The sequence below is a fragment of the Haemophilus sputorum HK 2154 genome (assembly GCF_000287615.1).
GTDB lineage: Bacteria > Pseudomonadota > Gammaproteobacteria > Enterobacterales > Pasteurellaceae > Haemophilus_A > Haemophilus_A sputorum.
Window position 1 is genome coordinate 465,278 of sequence record NZ_ALJP01000009.1, and the last position, 18,399, is coordinate 483,676.

17 protein-coding genes and 1 pseudogene are annotated in these 18,399 nt (G+C 36.9%); 6 read left to right on the top strand and 12 right to left on the bottom strand.

Translation table 11 applies throughout. The annotated features are described in order from the left end of the window. The first annotated feature begins 185 nt into the window (after positions 1-185). Positions 186-1,121, top strand: coding sequence for a glycosyltransferase family 2 protein (locus HMPREF1128_RS04710; RefSeq protein ID WP_007525398.1), 936 nt, complete (start codon positions 186-188; stop codon positions 1,119-1,121). A gap of 73 nt (positions 1,122-1,194) precedes the next feature. On the opposite strand, the gene HMPREF1128_RS04715 is transcribed toward HMPREF1128_RS04710, so the two are convergent. Further along, a complete protein-coding gene (locus HMPREF1128_RS04715; protein WP_007524335.1) occupies positions 1,195-2,925 on the bottom strand; it encodes a DUF4153 domain-containing protein in 1,731 nt (576 codons plus the stop codon). A 125-nt stretch (positions 2,926-3,050) separates the two neighbouring features. After that, positions 3,051-4,832, bottom strand: coding sequence for a DUF4153 domain-containing protein (locus tag HMPREF1128_RS04720; protein WP_007525066.1), 1,782 nt, complete (start codon positions 4,830-4,832; stop codon positions 3,051-3,053). 202 nt (positions 4,833-5,034) lie between these two features. On the opposite strand from HMPREF1128_RS04720, the gene HMPREF1128_RS04725 reads away from it, so the two are divergent. Continuing rightward, entirely contained in the window at positions 5,035-5,808 is a 774-nt protein-coding gene (locus HMPREF1128_RS04725) for a TOBE domain-containing protein (protein WP_007525248.1), read from the top strand. 125 nt (positions 5,809-5,933) lie between these two features. Here HMPREF1128_RS04725 and HMPREF1128_RS04730 read toward each other — a convergent pair whose 3' ends face one another. Continuing rightward, positions 5,934-6,551, bottom strand: coding sequence for a cation diffusion facilitator family transporter (locus HMPREF1128_RS04730; protein WP_007524750.1), 618 nt, complete (start codon positions 6,549-6,551; stop codon positions 5,934-5,936). A gap of 85 nt (positions 6,552-6,636) precedes the next feature. Between HMPREF1128_RS04730 and HMPREF1128_RS04735 the strand changes: the two genes are divergently transcribed. Next, positions 6,637-7,020 (top strand): MerR family transcriptional regulator, encoded by a 384-nt coding sequence (locus HMPREF1128_RS04735; protein ID WP_007524922.1) that lies wholly within the window; start codon positions 6,637-6,639, stop codon positions 7,018-7,020. 129 nt (positions 7,021-7,149) lie between these two features. Here HMPREF1128_RS04735 and HMPREF1128_RS04740 read toward each other — a convergent pair. The 8 genes and pseudogenes from HMPREF1128_RS04740 to corC all read right to left on the bottom strand — a co-directional run. Then, positions 7,150-8,055, bottom strand: a pseudogene (locus tag HMPREF1128_RS04740) (IS256 family transposase, variant Zn-binding type); the annotation flags it as partial. 150 nt (positions 8,056-8,205) lie between these two features. Further along, positions 8,206-8,832 carry a uracil phosphoribosyltransferase gene (gene upp, locus HMPREF1128_RS04745; RefSeq protein WP_007524132.1) on the bottom strand — a complete coding sequence of 209 codons (627 nt, stop codon included), beginning with the start codon at positions 8,830-8,832 and terminating at the stop codon, positions 8,206-8,208. A gap of 12 nt (positions 8,833-8,844) precedes the next feature. Continuing rightward, positions 8,845-10,533, bottom strand: a complete 1,689-nt coding sequence (gene fadD / locus HMPREF1128_RS04750; RefSeq protein WP_007524367.1) for a long-chain-fatty-acid--CoA ligase FadD — start codon at positions 10,531-10,533, stop codon at positions 8,845-8,847. 10 nt (positions 10,534-10,543) lie between these two features. Then, a complete protein-coding gene (locus tag HMPREF1128_RS04755) occupies positions 10,544-10,975 on the bottom strand; it encodes a SoxR reducing system RseC family protein (protein ID WP_007524005.1) in 432 nt (143 codons plus the stop codon). Positions 10,976-11,118: 143 nt separating this feature from the next. Beyond that, a complete protein-coding gene (locus tag HMPREF1128_RS04760) occupies positions 11,119-11,697 on the bottom strand; it encodes a sigma-E factor negative regulatory protein (protein ID WP_007524595.1) in 579 nt (192 codons plus the stop codon). A gap of 47 nt (positions 11,698-11,744) precedes the next feature. Next, positions 11,745-12,323, bottom strand: a complete 579-nt coding sequence (gene rpoE, locus HMPREF1128_RS04765; RefSeq protein ID WP_007524522.1) for an RNA polymerase sigma factor RpoE — start codon at positions 12,321-12,323, stop codon at positions 11,745-11,747. A 120-nt stretch (positions 12,324-12,443) separates the two neighbouring features. Further along, positions 12,444-13,979 (bottom strand): apolipoprotein N-acyltransferase, encoded by a 1,536-nt coding sequence (gene lnt, locus HMPREF1128_RS04770; protein WP_029495031.1) that lies wholly within the window; start codon positions 13,977-13,979, stop codon positions 12,444-12,446. Next, the gene (corC, locus tag HMPREF1128_RS04775) at positions 13,975-14,874 is read right to left on the bottom strand and encodes a CNNM family magnesium/cobalt transport protein CorC (RefSeq protein WP_007525165.1); all 900 of its coding nucleotides are present in this window, start codon (positions 14,872-14,874) and stop codon (positions 13,975-13,977) included. The genes lnt and corC overlap by 5 nt, the downstream gene beginning before the upstream one ends. A gap of 140 nt (positions 14,875-15,014) precedes the next feature. On the opposite strand from corC, the gene HMPREF1128_RS04780 reads away from it, so the two are divergent. After that, the gene (locus HMPREF1128_RS04780) at positions 15,015-15,620 is read left to right on the top strand and encodes a DUF2057 family protein (protein WP_007524923.1); all 606 of its coding nucleotides are present in this window, start codon (positions 15,015-15,017) and stop codon (positions 15,618-15,620) included. A 51-nt stretch (positions 15,621-15,671) separates the two neighbouring features. On the opposite strand, the gene HMPREF1128_RS04785 is transcribed toward HMPREF1128_RS04780, so the two are convergent. Then, on the bottom strand, positions 15,672-16,748 hold the full coding sequence (locus HMPREF1128_RS04785) for an MBL fold metallo-hydrolase (protein WP_007525299.1): 1,077 nt from the start codon (positions 16,746-16,748) through the stop codon (positions 15,672-15,674). A gap of 207 nt (positions 16,749-16,955) precedes the next feature. Here HMPREF1128_RS04785 and msrA point away from each other — a divergent pair, with 207 nt between their 5' ends. Next, positions 16,956-17,462, top strand: coding sequence for a peptide-methionine (S)-S-oxide reductase MsrA (gene msrA, locus HMPREF1128_RS04790; protein WP_007525436.1), 507 nt, complete (start codon positions 16,956-16,958; stop codon positions 17,460-17,462). After that, positions 17,462-18,373 (top strand): glycosyltransferase family 8 protein, encoded by a 912-nt coding sequence (locus HMPREF1128_RS04795; RefSeq protein ID WP_007524242.1) that lies wholly within the window; start codon positions 17,462-17,464, stop codon positions 18,371-18,373. Before msrA ends, HMPREF1128_RS04795 begins: the two co-directional genes overlap by 1 nt. The last annotated feature ends 26 nt before the right edge of the window (positions 18,374-18,399 follow it).

An 18,399-nucleotide genomic window follows, 5' to 3' on the forward strand; every position in this document is an offset into this window, starting at 1 on the left:
TTTTGCAAAATAGTGAATAAATCTAACCGCTTGTAAAAAGCTATTGCCCTTTATTTGAAATAACTTTTCCGCTTGTTATCGCTATGATATATAAATTTTAGAACTATCAGAACAATTCATAAAATCAGCTGTCGTATGTTAGTAATTTGATTAAAATCAAACTTTTAAGAAATAGTAACTAACACATGAAATTAGCTGTCATTTTACCGGCATACAATGCAGAAGCTTATCTAGCTGAATGTTTAGATTCCTTGTTGAATCAAACATTTCAGGATTTTTGTATTCTCGCAATTAATGATGCCTCAATAGATAATACAAGTAAAATTCTTGAATCTTATGCAAAAATAGACCCTCGTTTGCGTGTTTATCATTTCACTCAGAATCAAGGGGAACCCTCAGCAGGGAAATTAGCAAAAGATATACTTAACTATATGAATGTTGAATATGTTGCCCGTATGGATGCCGATGATATTTGTGCGCCCCACCGTTTTGAAAAGCAAATTCAATATTTAGAGAATCATCCTGAAATTGATATTTTAGGAAGCAATGCTGTGCTCTTTAATCATGAGCAGACAGATAAATCACCTGCGATTAGTGATCTCCCTCTTTTAGATAAAGATATAAAAGCACATTTTTCTTTAGCCCGTGGCCATATGATTAACCCATCTGTAATGTGGCGACATTCAAGTATCAAAGAGTTAGGGCTTAATTATGCACAAACCTCTACTGCGCCCGATTTTCATATGTGGATACAATGTGCATTAAACGGAAAAACATTTGCGAACTTGCCTGAACCTCTATTATTTTATCGGGTACATTCAGAACAAGAAAGCCAAAAGCGCGCGAAATTAAGCGAGGCGGTTCAATATTCTATGGAGTTATGGATACATCATTTATTTCCAGAATTACAATCTCAAGAAGTGAGTTTACTCAGTCGCATACTGCATGAAAAATCAATTAGATTAACCACTGAAGAGTTTGAAATTGCCTTTTCGGCTTATGACAAAGTTCGCGCTAATCATGGGCCTTCAAGATTTGGCGAAGATCGCGAAACGATGTTTAGTATTTTAGATAAACATACGCAATTTTTGAAAAATGTGTTCTATGAAAATATTGCTTAATCTTTAAAGCGGTCATTTTTCTCAAGTTTTTTACAAAATTTAAGGGAATGTTCATACATTCCCTTATTATTTCTTACTTTTCTAGCAATACCTCAGCTTCCATACTTTGAAATATATAGCCCTGGCCTGGCACAAACGTAATATTTAATCGAGATAAATAAATCTTAAATTGTGGTTGATCTATCACAAGTAAGTTTTCTTTCAGCTTATCTAAATCCTCTTTTTTTTGAAATTGCATCGGATCAAGTCCATGGCGTTTCATCTGCGTATGAATATAGGTATCTAAATCAAGACAATAATTTTCTTTATCCCAACAAAAGAACGCTTCGTTTGGTTCATTCTTCACACGATAGCTATAATGCCCATTTAAATAAAGATTTCGATAATCTTTTATATTTAATGGCTTATCATAACCTTGTCGGAATTCATAATTTGACACTTCACTCTCTTCGAATAAGAGCACTTGATTGTCTTCAATATACATCGTTAATAAGTAGTATGCCGAAGGTCCATACTGCGCAATAAATGCGGCTTCTTTATCATACTTATACCAATCAACTCGATCTGCTGGTTTAGGCATCTCATTGACCAAATAATCTTTAGTGGATTTCAAGTTTTGCCAATCACCCAATGCTACACTGCTAATATTCTCTAAGCGCGAGCGTATTTCATATACTGATTTTAATTTACCTTGTTCATCACGTAAATTAAGCTTATCCAATAACGCAACAAAGCGTTCTGTTTGACTTTGATAGGCTATTTGAGTGGGATTGCTAAGCCAAGTGATGCTGCAAATAAACAACATGGCTATGACTGAAATCAACCGATACTGACGAATTTTAGGTATCATTAATATCAAATAAGCGAGTGAAAGTGCGATACTCATCGCCACTAAGTAAATTCGCGAAACGGTTAATGCATATGTAGCAATTCGAACTTCAACCGCCATCCAAAGTAAGCCTAAAGGAATAATCGCTAAATAAGGATAAATATTAAAAAAACGATGCCAGCGAGGTCTGCTTTGAGGAAGCATTCTTAATAGACATACCACCAAACCAAGGAGTAAGTAAGGCAAGACAATACCCGCTACAGCACCATCCGGCAGGTGTCTATTACTTAAAATAACACCGACATAAACGTAAAGCAGTATCGTAAAAATAATTAACGCGGGGCCTAAAATAAAATTGTTGAGGATCTCAAAAATAGGTGAAACAGTGATTTCTTCTCGCGATTGAGACTGTTCAAATAATAAGAAAAACAATGGGATGCAAAGATATGCCCAAAATAAACTCATTTTGGTATAAACCGATAAATCCCAACTAATTCCAAGCAATACATTACTCCAAGAAAGCAGTGTAGCTGAAAGGCCAATAATGATGCCGCCAGCAATAAAAGCTAAGATGAGATGCAATAGCACTTTAAAATGATGATAAACAAAAGTTTGATTGTTTTTGACAAATGGAAAGCTACACAAAGCAATCAACATGATTCCTGTAGCCCCCCAGAACTGAGCGCTATAAAAGTAAAATTCTGCAAAGTCATTCGTTTGCCAAACAACAAGACAGACTAAAATAGGAACAATCCATGAAAAATAATAAAAACGATAAGGGCGGGTTAAATAAATAAAAGCAAAGAGCATCGGCTCAAACATCCAATAACCGAAATGCTCACCGCCGCGCACACTGGTATCCATCATCAATAATGGGATTGCATAAGCAATCACCATCACAATTTCTATCGGATGGCGCATAACCATTGCATTTAAACGGTGCTGCAGCTGTTGAAAAAAGTGGGTTATAGACATAAATCTCCTTAATTTATCCACGCTTCATCTATCCTGTTCTAAATAGTCCGGATATTACAAGCGGTCATTTTTAGCTAATTTTTTGCAAAAACGCTGTGAAACATCACAGCGTTTTAAATTTACGGCTACTTATCAAAAATAGCTTTTGTATATGTTCGATTATAGTAATAACCGCTTTCTGGTCTAAATTTCACTTCAAGCTCACTTAAATAAATCGTAAAGCTTGGTCCATCAATTTTTAATAAATCTTGACTAAGTGATTCAAGCTCAGTTTTAGAAATTCTTTTCATCGGGTCTAGCTGATGTTCTTTGAATACTTTATGAATATGTTCATCCATATTGGTACAATATCTGTCGTGATCTTCAATAAAACAAACCTCTTGTTTCTCTTCTTGTTTATCCTCGCTTTCATCAGATTTCATATAAGCCCGAGGCTCTAGACGATAGAATGAATATGTCGGCACTCGAATCCATTTTTTATACGAAGTCACATCAATCGATTCCCATTCAAATGTAACTTTAGTAATAAAATTATTTTCTGGGGTGCTAATACTTTCATCATTGAAGCGAATCTCATCACCATAAATGTAGAATGTAAAAAGTTCTTCGGATTTTTTGCCATATTTCTGCTTAAATGCCTCTTTTCTTTCTTCGAAAGGAGGTTCTCCATAAGATTTAATCTCCATTCGATAAAGCAAATAATCTGATACTTTATCTAATTCATCCCAATCTTTAAGATCGCTTTTCGGCATATTCTCTAAACGTTCGACAAAATCTACATCATCACGAATTTTGCCTGAACCATCTGATAAATTAAGTTTTTTCAATAACTGTTCAAAACGCACGGTTTGGCTTTGGTAAGCAATTTCTTGTGGTTTAACAATCCAAGTCATAGCAAAAATTGCCACCATGACAACCCCAGAAATCAGGCGGTATTGACGTGCTTTTGGCACAATCAGGATCGCATAAGCAATCGTAATCGCGGTAGCCAAGGCCACTAAATAAATTCGTGGTTCAGTCCAAGCATAGGCACTAATACGGCGATCAATCGCCAACCATAACAACACGATTGGCACAATAGCAAGATATGGATAGAACTTAAAGAAAGTTTCCCAACGGGCTTTAGCACAAATAGAACGTAGTGCATATACACCTAAACCGCCAAGCAAATAAGGCAAGGTAATATTCGCCAACATCCCTTTTGGTAATACGCCTTCAAAAATAATTCGCACAACATAAGCATAAAGCAACACCGTGAAAATCATCAATGCTGATGCTAATACGAAATTAACTAAAATTTCAGAAATGCGATCTAACGTCATTTCCGATTTAGCTTGGCGTTGTTCGAATACTAAGAAAAAGAGTGGCTGAGTAAAAATGCCTAAAGAAGTATAAAAATGCTGGTAGAAGCTATCAGAAAACTCGACATTAAAGAGTGTTGTAATCGTAAATAAAATAGCCGCGACTAATCCAAACACCAACAACCATACCATTGTCGCTAAGCCAAGATGGAATAGATTGGTAAAATTACGGTAGGTAAACCCTTTATTATTTTTTTCAAATGGGAAACCTAATAACACCAGTAACGCAATAAAACTTGCGCCCCAAAATTTTGAGCTCGTGAGATAAAAATCAGCATTATCATTAGTCATCCCAATAATAGCGATCGCCACTAATGGCACAATCCATGAAAAACGATACCAAGAATATGGGCGAGAGAGATAAACAAAGATAAATAACATTGGCTCAAATACCCAATAAGCCAAATGTTCACCTTTATGAGTCCCTAATTCCATAAACCAAATTCCAATTGCAAATGCACTAATTAGAAAAATTTCAATCGGATGTGTAGATACAGCACTTTTTATTTGTGCTTTAGTATTTCCTAAAAATGTTGAAATAGACATAAGCATTATTCCTAGTGAGATTATCGGATACTTGAGCTTAATTTAACGAAAAAATTTTCACTTTGCAACAAATTTTAAAGTGTAAAGCTATAATTTACAAAATTAACTTTGCAATTATCCTCTGAAAGACAAAAACGACATGGAAAAACCCTGCATTTTTAAGCTAAAATGAGAATGATTTTTTCCTAAACATAGAAAGACTATGACGACCTTAGCAGAAATCCTACTTACCATAAAATTGCAGAATGCGCTCTTTATTGACCCCAAACGCATTCGATTGCTTAAAGAAATTCAGGCTTGTGGTTCAATTAACCAAGCAGCAAAGAATGCTCAAGTGAGTTATAAAAGCGCATGGGATCATCTAGAAGCCATGAATAACATTAGCCCAAAACCACTGTTAGAAAGAAATATTGGTGGGAAAAATGGGGGTGGGACGTCATTAACTCCCTACGCAAAACGCCTGTTACAACTCTATGATTTACTTGAAAAAACGCAGGCGCATGCTTTTGAAATTCTACAAGATGAATCTATTCCACTTGATAGCTTGCTTGCTGCCACGAATAAATTCTCTCTGCAAAGTAGTGCTCGTAATCAATTTGTGGGTAAAGTGAGTAAACTAGCGTTAAAAGCCAACTATTGTTTGGTAGAAGTTTCTATTGCTGAACTCTCTCACCCATTACAAGTGTCTATTACCTCGCGTAGTGCAGAACGTTTAGGCCTATCTTTAGGCAAAGAAGTCGTCGCTATGTTTAAAGCCCCATGGTTAAACATTCAGGATAAAGCTGAAGAAAATATTGCTAATCAGTTCCCTGCTACGATTATTTCTATTTCGCCAGAAGAGGTATTGCTCAAGCCAGAAGGCAGTGACACAATACTTTGTGCAAGCTTAAAAAACGGCTCATTTTGGCAAGTAGGACAAGCAGTTTGGGTTAAGGTGGCACCAGAACAAATCATTTTAGCAACCTTAGTTACATAAGTTTTTAAATGTAGGCAAAGTCTTGGTCGAGGGATTACAGATAGTAAACGGAATATGAAAATGCAAAACTGAGATACGATTTTGGTTTTTGAAGCCAAATAATCATCTATCAATCTAAGGTGGGGTTATCCCACCTTATTTTTTAATGCTAAACGGAATGTACCAATCCCGCTTTTTAATACCAGAATACTTAATATCATACTTGCTAGTGAATCAACCCATAACCATCCCATAAAATAGGCGCTTAGTCCCGAAAGAATGGCAATAATGGAGCCAAATAAATCGGTTAGTACATGCAGATAAGCCGCTTTGATATTGAGATTATCATGATCACTGTTCAACATCATCTTTGCAACGAGAAGATTTACCAATAATCCTAAAGATGCCACCCCAAGCATCGGTAATGCTATCATCTCGATGGGATTTTGCCAGCGTTGAATCGCTTCAACTAAAATCATCAATGCCACAACAATCAATGAGCCGCTATTAAGTAGGGCAATGTATCGTTGTTTTTGAGCGGATAGAAACAACGCTAACAAGGCTAAAAATAACGATAAGCTATCATTTGCCATGTGTCCCGCATCAGCCATGAGTGCCAAACTGTTAAACCAATAGCCGCCAACAAATTCGGCAACCATAAAGCCGGTAATGATGGCAAAACTGAGCGCTAAGATTTTTTTATCTTGTGGAATATGTTCATGAGATGAATGGTCATGATGTTCATGGGAACGGTGGTCGGACATAATGCTCCTCATTGTGTTTTTAATTAACTTGAGGTAAAGTATAAAGTCCGTAGGAACTACAAGGTCAAGGCTTGATTTTAAAAAAATGAAGATTCACGAACTCAGCAAACAAAGCGGTATTCATTTAGAAACCATTCGTTATTATGAAAAAATGGGTTTAATGCCGGAGCCTAAACGGCTGGCAAATGGTTATCGAGATTATGATGAAGCCAGTTTGAAGCAATTAAAATTTATTAAAACCTGCCGAACGTTAGATTTTAGTTTGGCCGAAATTAAGTATTTTAATGCATTGAAAACTCAGCAGTCTCAACATTGCGAAGTGGATAGCATGTTGGCGAAGCGTTTGGTTTCGGTTGAGGAAAAAATTGCCGAACTGACCGAAATTAAACATTTCCTACAAAGTTTAATTACCGAAGATGATCATCAAGCCGCAGATTGTAAAGCAATGGCAGAATTGGAAAAAGCTTGAAAACTGAGATGATATTTCACAAGCGGTCAGATTTTTAGAATTTTTGGCATAGTAGACAAAATAGTTGCTAATCCGTCAAAATCTATGCCATGTGGACAAAACAGTTGCTAATGTTTATTTTTTAAAATATTAGCAACTCTTTTTATTTAAAAAATCCTTTATAAACATAACTTTACGTTTTTTCGTTAATCCATTATGATTATTTAATTGACGCTTTAGATATTTAAATAATCCCTCTAGCCTATTTGTTGTATTTTCTATATTCATTTCAGTATGCTTTTCAAAGGTAAATAAATAATTCATATAATACTTCAAACTGGCATAAGCCCCTCTTACATTTCTATGTTTATAAGGAAAATAGCCTTTTTCATTTCCTTTATCACTTCTTTCTTTTAAAAAATCCTCATGCTTTATAAACCAAGCATATAAACGACGATAAAAGTCATTTTTTGAACTTTTTACCAATGATTTCGCAATTATTTTCAATTCTTTACCCGCTTGTGACTGATGTTTTTTCCTTAATTTTCGCATCACAATCGAGACCATATGAAACTGACACATCTGCACAGGAGTATTAAATAGCTCTTTCATTAGACCTCGCCTACCATCACAAGTAATTGATTGAATTATATAGCCTTTTTCTCTTAATCTATTTAATGCAAGTTTATAGTAGATATCTTTTTCCGTCCTTACAAAATGATATGAAACGACTTTATCTGTTTTTGAATCCATCATCACTAAAACACCAGAATAACGATGAAAAAAGGTCGTATCCATAATGATATTAAGGTATCGATTTTTAGGCTGATTTAAAGATGTTTTAGGGGCTTTATCAATATATCGTCGTATGGTTCTAACTGAACACTGATATTTTATCGCGAGCTGTTGATAGGTTTGTTTTCCAGAGGTGTAATCAGCCCAAATTTTAATAGGATCTAATTTGTTTTTTAGGATAAATGTTTTATGGCATTGATTACAAAAATAACGTTGGGCATTATTTTGCTTACCATGTTTCTTTATTCTTGCACTTTGGCAAAATGGACAGTTTTTTGTTCATATTTCAAAAATAGGGCTTAAAGCCTTGTACTATAAGGCTTTAAGCCACTTTTTAGCAACTATTTTGTCTACTATGCCGAATTTTTTGCAAATTCATCACAAAATCTGACCGCTTGCTATCAGGAAGAATTATTTTGTTCCGAAGATTTTATCGCCTGCATCACCTAAACCAGGAACAATATAGCCGTGTTCATTTAAGTGGCTATCGATTGATGCGGTATAAAGCTCAATATCTGGATGTGAATTTTTTAATGCTTCAATCCCTTCAGGCGCTGCCACTAACACCAATACTTTAATATGCTTACAACCTGCATCTTTAAGCAAATCAATAGTAGCAATCATCGAACCGCCAGTTGCTAACATCGGATCTACGATAATGGCTAAACGCTCTTCCACATCGTTAGCTAATTTTTTGAAATATGGAACTGGTTGCAAAGTTTCTTCATCACGGTAGATACCCACTACGCTAATACGCGCGCTTGGAATATGCTCTAACACCCCATCCATCATTCCAAGACCTGCACGTAAAATTGGTACCACAGTCACTTTTTTGCCTTTGATACGATTCACCGCAACCTTGCCACACCAACCATCAATTTCTACTAATTCGGTTTCCAAATCTTTAGTTGCTTCATAAGTTAACAAGCTACCTACTTCTGTCGCTAATTCACGGAAATCTTTAGTGCTAATGTCTGCTGCACGCATTAACCCTAATTTATGTTGAACAAGCGGGTGTTTTACCTCAACAATTTTCATATTTGACTCCTTTTATTTGGTTGAATTGAGTTTTGCGATCTCTTCATCACGTAAAACTCGGCGTAAAATTTTACCTACGTTAGTTTTTGGTAATTCATCTCTAAATTCAATATCTTTCGGAATTTTATAACCCGTTAAATATTGACGACAATAATTACGTAATTCTTCTCGGGTTAAACTTTCATCTTTTTTAGTCACGAAAATCTTAACCGTTTCGCCAGAAACAGGATGCGGCACACCAATCGCTACCACTTCACCCACTTTCGGATTATGCGCAACCACATCTTCAATTTCGTTCGGATAAACATTAAAGCCAGAGACAATAATCATATCCTTTTTACGATCGACAATACGTAAATTCAGATCTTCACCCATCACAACAATATCACCGGTTGCCATCCAACCATCAGTTAACACTTCGGCACTATCTTCTGGTCGGTTCCAATAGCCTTGCATCACTTGCGGGCCTTTAACCCACAATTCGCCACGCTCGCCTAACGGCACATCATTACCTTGTTCATCCACAATACGAATATCCGTATTCGGCACTGGCACACCAATTGAGCCATTATGCTCAGTTGCATCATTTCTCGCAGCTGCAATGATTGGCGAACATTCTGTCATTCCATATCCTTCAATAATATGAGAACCCGTTGTATCAAACCAACGTTTTGCTACGGCACTTTGAATAGAGGCACCACCACCTACGCTTAATCGAAGAGATGAAAAATCCACTTCTTTAAAATGTTCATTATTTAATAGCGCGTTAAATAGCGTATTTACACCTGTAATCGCCACACAACGGTATCTTTTCAGCTCTTTAATAAAACTTGGAATATCGCGCGGGTTGGTAATCAATAAGCCCGTAATACCTAACTCAATAAATAATAGGCAGTTAATTGTTAAAGCAAAAATATGATACAAAGGCAGTGGAATCACCGCGACGCCATCTTTTACGCCTCTAAGTAATGGTTCTCCTACCCATTTAGCTTGAGCAATGTTAGCGACAATGTTGGCATGGCTTAGCATTGCACCTTTTGCAACGCCTGTTGTACCGCCAGTATATTGTAAGAAAGCGAGATCACTTGATTGTAGTTGAGGTTTAACATATTGGCGTTGTTTACCAATACTTAATGCCTCACGAAAGCTTACTGCGTGTGGAAGTTTATATTTCGGTACTAATTTTTTGATATATTTTACGACAAAATTAACTAGAGTGCGTTTACCGAAAGAAAGTTGGTCACCCATACGAGTTAAAATAACGTGCTGAATACCTGTTTCAAACACGACTTTTTCTAGTGTCGCAGCGAAGTTAGAAATGATTACAATGGCTTTTGCACCACTGTCGTTAAGTTGATGAGCTAATTCACGTGGCGTATAAAGTGGATTAACATTTACCACAACTAAACCTGCACGTAATGCGCCAAATAAGGCTATCGGATATTGCAATAAATTCGGCATCATTAAGGCGATACGATCGCCTTTTTCTAAACGTAATTCATTTTGTAAATAAGCCGCAAATGCTCGACTACGCTCTTCTAATTTACGAAAAGTTAAAACTTTTCCCATATTGATATATGCTGGAATATCTGGGTGGCGACGAACTGCCTGCTCAAATAACTCAACTAACGATTCATATTGGTTTACATCAATAGTTTTTTCCGCGCCCGGCGGATAATTATCAAACCAAATTTTATCCATTACTGTGCTCCTAAGACACTTTTCCTAAAAAAACAGGCGTAATGTTTGCCTGCTGTTTATGATTTATTCTTTTTTTAACGCCCCAGAAAGCGCAAACGGTCGAAATTAACATACAACTTGCAACTGCTAGCTCATTCTTAAATACAGCAGAAAAAATTATTGCAGAGAGAATTAACACCAGCAGAGGCACACCATAAATCCACATAACGCCATTAAGCAACGTCGTTTCCGACAAACCTAGCTCGATACGATCACCAGGTTTTAATGGCTCATTTACGGTTAATTCAAATTGAGGGGCAGTTTTTTCACCAGCAAGAGCAGATAACGCTTTTGTTCCACAACCTTTTTGTGCAGCACAGCTACCACAAGCACTTTTAGCAGAACATTGAACTTGCGCAATGCCATTTTCATAATGCACAACTGTGGCTATCTCGACTAACATCCGCTTACTCCTTGATGGCTAAATCCATTCAAAAAATTGGTTAATTTTACCAAACTTTCCAGAATATTTCGCTAATAACCGAAAATATCCATAAAAAAAGCTACTCAATAGAGTAGCTTTTAAACATATATAATCTTTCTCGTTTATTTTTGCGGTTGTTCAACAGGTTGATTTGCGGAGGTTTGAGCTTTCGCCTTTTCCTCATTACTTAATTCAGCATGTTGTGCAGTACGAGTTGGTTCAATTGATTGATTATTCATTATCATTTGAACGCGTTGTTCTTGTTGCGCTAATTTTTCTGGCGTTGCTAAGTCTTTTGCTGGTGCATTATAACTTACTGCTTCAACACCATTACTAAATGGTTCAGTTACTAATGCTGGAGTAGCATTTGCCATTTCATTTTGTTGATTAACATAATTCACGCCAAATACAGCAACTAAACAAACCGAAGCTGCAATACCAGCTTGCATCAGTGGCACACTCCAACGTTTTAATTTAACCAATAAACCTCTTGGTTTCGCTTCAATCGTTTCTTCTTCAATTAAAGCAGCCATTTTTTCTGAGAAATCTGCACCTAAAATCATCTCTTCGCCTTGCATTACATTGCGAATTGCATGATAGCTTGCCCATTTTTGCTGTAAGTCTGAAGATTTAACAAGTTCTTGTGCAAAACCAGTTTCTTCTCCATCCATATAAGCCGAAAGGCGTTCATTTTGTTGCATAAATAACTCCAAATTTACTTTCAATTTTTGCTGGCTTAATGCAGCACTTAACCTTGATTAATAAGCGGATTGACTTTTGCATCAATCGCCTCTCTTGCTCTAAAAATTCGAGAACGAACTGTACCCACCGGACATTGCATTTCTTCTGCAATTTCCTCATAGCTTAACCCTTCTAATTCGCGTAAGGTAATCGCGCGTTTTAGTTCTTCAGGTAAACTTTCGATGGTTTCAAATACGACACGCTTTAATTCATCCGATAACACCAAATTCTCAGGTGTATCTGCTTCACGAAGCTGTGTGCCAACCTCATAACTTTCAGCATCTTCCGCCAAAATATCTTCTCTTGGCGGGCGACGCCCTAAAGAGGTTAAATGGTTTTTTGCGGTATTCACGGCAATACGATAAAGCCATGTATAAAATGCACTTTCCCCTCGGAAAGAGTCTAATGAACGATAAGCCTTAATAAAAGACTCTTGAACAATATCAGGAATATCATCGCGTGCGACATAACGAGTTAGCAATCCTGCTACTCTATTTTGATAGCGAACAACGAGTAAATTAAATGCCTTTTTATCACCTTTTTGTGCTCGTTCAACCAATTCTTGATCGGTTACCTGCTCACTCATGAATTTGCGCTCTCCTAAATTGACGCTTATGTGTTCCATTCATCTTACACCTCGTTAGTGTGTTGGTTACAAGAAAAGTTCACAACAGCAGTAAAAAAATGTTTGAAAATTTATAATTTTTTATTGAGATCCCTTACTGGATCGTTGTTTTACTAAGGCTAAAGCCAATAAAAATAAACTGATTAAATAAAGTGGCATATTACCATAACGGCTAAATAATGTTTCTCCTATTACCGCTGAAACTGACTCAGTTAATACCCCTTCTTCAAATTGTGGTAATTGAGAAATAACTTTACCTTGCTCATCTACCCAAGCAGTAATACCCGTATTAGCCGCACGAAGTAGCGGTTTACCTAATTCTAGCGCCCGCATTCTTGCCATCTGAAAATGTTGCCATGGCCCAATAGATGCACCAAACCATGCATCGTTAGTAATTGTTAATAGATAATCAGATTGCTGCGAAAGTTGATTTTTCTGTACCTGATCACCGAAAATAATCTCATAACAGATCGCCATATTAAAACGATAATTCTTTGCTAGCATAGCGGGCTGAACATATTCACCTTGAGATAAATTAATTGGTAAGATAAATACTTCTCGCATCCAATCTAGCAAAGATCCAAAAGGCACATATTCGCCAAATGGCACTAAGTGATGTTTTTTGTATCTCGTGCTTTCAAACATTTGATACGCACCTTGCTTATTCCCAAGCACTAATGCGCTATTAAACATCTCTTGATTAGCATCTTGATATAAAGTGCCGATAATAATCTCGCTATTTTTTTCACTGCCTGCAGCATCAAAACTCTGCATAATCGGTTGAATATCCGATTCTAAAGCCGGAATGGCAGATTCAGGTAAAATAACCACGTCGCTTTTACCTAATAGGGGCGCGACTAATCGGTAATAAGTTTGTACCGTTTGTGCAAAATAGTCAGGATCCCATTTTATCTGCTGAGCAATATTACCTTGCACTAGGCTAACAACAAGCGGTGCTTTTTGCGGATCTTTTTGCAAATGAGTCAATGATTTTGACCCGAAAGCAAGCACTACTACAAATGCAATACTGCCTAATTGCAGCCAATCTATTCTTTTTTGTTTAATCAGTACACGCCCTATTTGCAATAAACAAGCCGTTACCGTTATTACAAAAAAAGTTAAGCCTTCTACACCAAAAATCTGCGCGATTGCAAAAAACGGTGAATCAATTTGGCTATAACCAAATTGTAACCATGGGAAACCTGTGAACATCACACCGCGTAAATATTCGGTAAACGTAAATAGCGAGGCCAATGCCAAAGGGTTTGTCAGAGAAAAACGTTTAGCTAAATAGACAAACAGTAAATTATACAATGCCAAATAAGAGGCCAATAACAACACGGCTAAGTAGCTAACCATTTCCGGCACGCCACCAAATTGAATCATGCTAACATGAATCCAATTTACCCCTACACTGAAATAGCCAATAGACCAGCAAAACACAGCCAAAAGCGCTGTGCGTCTTGGCGAAATCATCACGCAGCCTAACAAGCCGGCTGCAGAAACATAAGCCATTGCCCAAAAATCAAAGGGCGAATAAGCAAGTACACCGCTTGCCCCAAGCAAAAAGCTCACAAGACAAGCGGTGATTTTTGTGGATTTTTTTACCAAATCAATCATGGTTTTCTGTGTTGTTTTCCATTTTTTCTAATTGTTCATCAGAAACCGTTACTCGGAATCTGACTAAACGGCGACTATCTGCAGAAGTTACTTTAAATTGAATACCTTCTAGTTCAATTTGCTCACCATACTCTGGCAAATGCCCGCAGGCTTGCGTCACAACACCGCCAATAGTATCCACTTCTTCATCTGTAAAATTGGTTGCAAAAGTTTCGTTAAACTTCTCAATATCAGTTAATGCTAATACGGTGTAAGTATGGCGAGAAAGTTGACGAATCGGTTCTTCCGTTTCTTCATCAAACTCATCATCAATATCACCAACTATTTGTTCTAGAATATCTTCAATGGTCACTAAACCAGACACTGCACCAAACTCATCGACGACAATCGCCATATGAAAACGCTCAGAACGGAATTCTTTTAACATACGATCTAATCGCTTAGATTCTGGCACAATTACCGCTGGGCGAAGAATCGATTGCAAATCGAATGGTTCTGCATCGCTACGCAAAAACTTCAACAAATCTTTTGCTAATAAAATACCCGCAATCGTATCTTTACCTTCTTCTTGTAAAACAGGAAAACGTGAATGCGCAGAATAGATAATTTGATCGACACAAGCTTCCAACGGTAAATTTGCATCAATAAAAACAATTTGAGAGCGCGGAATCATAATATCTCGAACGCGAAGTTCTGAGATTTCCATCACCCCTTCAATCATTTCTTTCGTGTCACTATCAATCAACTCGTTATCTGCAGAATCACGGATCACTTCCACTAAATCTTCACGATTTTTAGGTTCAGATTGAAAGAGTCCGCCCAATAACGACTGTAAAAAAGGTTTTCGTTCTGTTTTTTCTGATACTGAATTCGATGAATTATCTTCGCTCATAAATTGTTTCTCTGTGTAAAAAATGTCTATATTTTCCCACAAAATCTGTGGTGTGATAATAAAATTATTTCTATTTGTTGAAAATTAGCATAGCATAGACCCAAGTTTTTTGCATTTATTCTCAACAAGAGGACATTTATATGAAATTAAGTCAATTTGCCGTAGCCATTGGTGCATTATTTGCCGTCTCGACCACTTGGGCAGGAAATTTAACTGCATCTAGTAATGTAGAAATTCTTGCCTTTGATGGCTTACGCGTAAAAATGGGGCAAACGCCACAAATCAATGATGAAAAACAGCACCAAGTTGTGATTGCCGCTGGCGATATTGTTGATGGTAACTATTATGCGACCAATCCAATTGTATTGAGCTTCCAAGGTTCAAACGAAAACATTGAAATTGTTGCACCAACCTTACGTAATAAAGCTGCTGCAGAAAAATTCAAAAATGCCCCAACTTTTGAAATTAAAACCGCTTCAGGTAAAAACATTACCTTTAACCAAGATTTCTTAAAAGGCGAAGGGTTTGCGCCAAATAGCCGCGTGGAAGAAAATTTAGCGAAATATAATGCAGGGAAAGGTGTAGCCGCTATTCCAGCATTTACGAATGCAGCCATTGAAGCAAAAGGACAAATGATTGTCAGCACCAATAATATTAAAGAAGAAGAGCTACAACTACTCTTTAGCAAAGCAGATAAAGAGACTCAGCAACGCTTCTTAGAATGGGCAAAGAAAAACGCCAAATAAAATGAAATCACCCGCCAACAAGCGGGTGATTTTTTATATAATTTACCAATGCTATTCCAATGCACTAAACCAATCTTCCGTTTTTGTATTGACATCAAATACTTGCCCTAATAATGGCGTTAGTGGGTTTACGCCTAATGCTCTTGCCATTGGCACGCTTTTAAGCACAGGTTCATTCCAAGTGTGCAAAGCAAGCGGATAAGCTCCCCAATGAATCGGCATAAATCTCGTTGGTTGTAGTTTTGCAGCTAATTGCGCAGTTTGTTCTGGGAAAAGATGGTTATCTGGCCATCTTTCGTTATATTGTCCATTCTCAATAAACGCAATATCAATTTTGCCAACACGGCTGGCAATTTCATCAAAATGTTTACCTTGAGAGGAATCGCCATGGTAGTAAAAACGTTCTTCGTTTTGACCCCGCTGATGCTCAATTAAAAAACCAGACCACAATGCTTTATTCTTATCAAATAGGCTACGGCTCGAATCATGTCTTGCGGGCAATGCTGTGTACTTTACGCCATTGCGTTCTGTGCTTTGCCACCAGTCTAATTCCGTGATGCGAGCAGCATCGACTCCCCACTTTTGTAACATCACACCCATTCCTAAAGAAACCACAAAATGGCTTTGCGTTTTCGCCAATTTTTCTATACTTTCTTGTTCTAAGTGATCGTAATGGCTATGTGAAAGCAGCACAACATCTATAGGCGGTAATGCTTCAATTTCTGCCACAGGTGGTTGAAAGCGGTGCATCATAATTGGCACAGGAGAGGCACTTTTTCCAAAAAGCGGATCAGTGATGATAGTTTGATTGCCAATCCGCATAAGCAGCGTGGAATGCCCAAACCACATAAACCGACTCTGTTCAGCGGGTGCTAACAATGCGTCCCAATCTGGTTTAACCGTTGGTAATGGTTGTTTCGGGTGGAAATCTTTTTCATTAAATGTCATTTTCCAAAGTGCGCTAGCAACATCTGTGGGTGCCCGTTGAGGTTCTGCATTATAGAAAGTTTGTGTGTCAGGATCATAATGATCGCTTTTCGGATATACCGGATAAGTGGGTGGATAAAACCAATAGGTAGCAAATGCGACAAGTCCTACGAAAGTAAGTAATTTTTTCTTATGTTTCATCAGTAAAATTTGTTTTATTTAGAAATACGGCGACAATCCTACTCTAGGTTTTCATGCAATACAAGCGGTCATATTTTACAAATTTTTTACTAAGTCTAGATGAATCGCGCTATCCCATTCTCTGATTATTCGGCTTTATGCTATACTTCTTTATTATTGAACAAGCGGTTAAATTCCGTCAGTTTTTTATCAAACATCAGGTGAATTATGCAAAAAGAAATTTATTTTGGGGCAGGTTGTTTTTGGGGAACCGAAGCATTTTTTAAAAAAGTGCATGGCGTATTAGATGTAGAAAGTGGTTATGCTAATGGCTCTACTGAAGCGCCAAGCTATCAAGAAGTGTGTGCGGGCAGTGGGCACGCTGAAGTGGTCAAAATTATTTATGACGATGCTCAAATTGGCTTGCCGAAATTACTTAACTATTTTTTCCAAATTATTGACCCAACTACCCTCAATCAACAAGGGGAAGATGTTGGCGTGCAATATCGTACAGGCGTTTATTATGTTGATGTTCAAGATCAGCCTGTCATCCAAGCAGCCTTAGATTCGTTACAAAATCATTATGAATCGCCAATTATGGTAGAAAACTTACCGCTTGCACAATATTTCCCTGCAGAAACCTATCACCAAGACTATCTTGATAAAAATCCAAATGGGTACTGCCACATTAGTTTTGCTTTAATGGCTGAAATTTTACGCGATCAAGATAAATAATGAATAAAATCAATATTGCACTCTGTGCGGATAAAAACTACCTCGAACCACTTGAAACGTTATTAAAATCTATTTGTTACCATAACACTCAGGTGCATATCTATATTATTCATACTGATATTCCGGAAGATTGGTTGGTTACACAAGCGCAAAATATTGCGAAGTTTAACAATCAACTTTCACCTATTTGGTTAAATGAGGCTAATCCAGCTATTGCGCACTTAAACCAAACAATAATGCTAAACTCATTAACTATCAATGAAATCATAAAACAACTGCCTAATAAATTAAAACACGTTAATGAACTCACTTATGCTCGTTTCTTAATTCCAGAATTGATTCATGAAGAACGAGTGCTTTATTTAGATAGCGATATTATTGTAAATGCATCATTATCCAATTTATTTCATGTCGATATGAAAGAATACCCAATTGCGGCGATTGATGACTATAATTTATCAAGTGAAAACTCGCCTCACTGGTATATTTTAAATACGCCCAAAGAATTAGCATCATGTATTTCTTACCAAGGCGGCGAAAATTTTAAACCTTATTTTAATGCTGGCGTAATCTTATGGGATTTAGTGAAATGTCGAGAAGAAAATATAACGAGTAAACTATTTGCCATCGCACTATACTATCCAGATGTACTCTATGCCGATCAAGATATTCTGAACTTTGTTCTATTTAATCGCTGGCTAAGAATTGATGTTCGTTATAATGTTCAAGCACACTATGAGTTTACATTTTTACCGCTAGTGATTGAATCACCTTATATAATTCACTATATCACTGATAGAAAACCTTGGATAAAAAAATATAAAACTGAAACAATATTTCATCCATATTACCATTTCTATCATGGTTTAAGCTGGCAAGAGATTTATATGCATTATTTCTCAATTCACTAATAAAATAATGGTCAGTTTTTCAACGA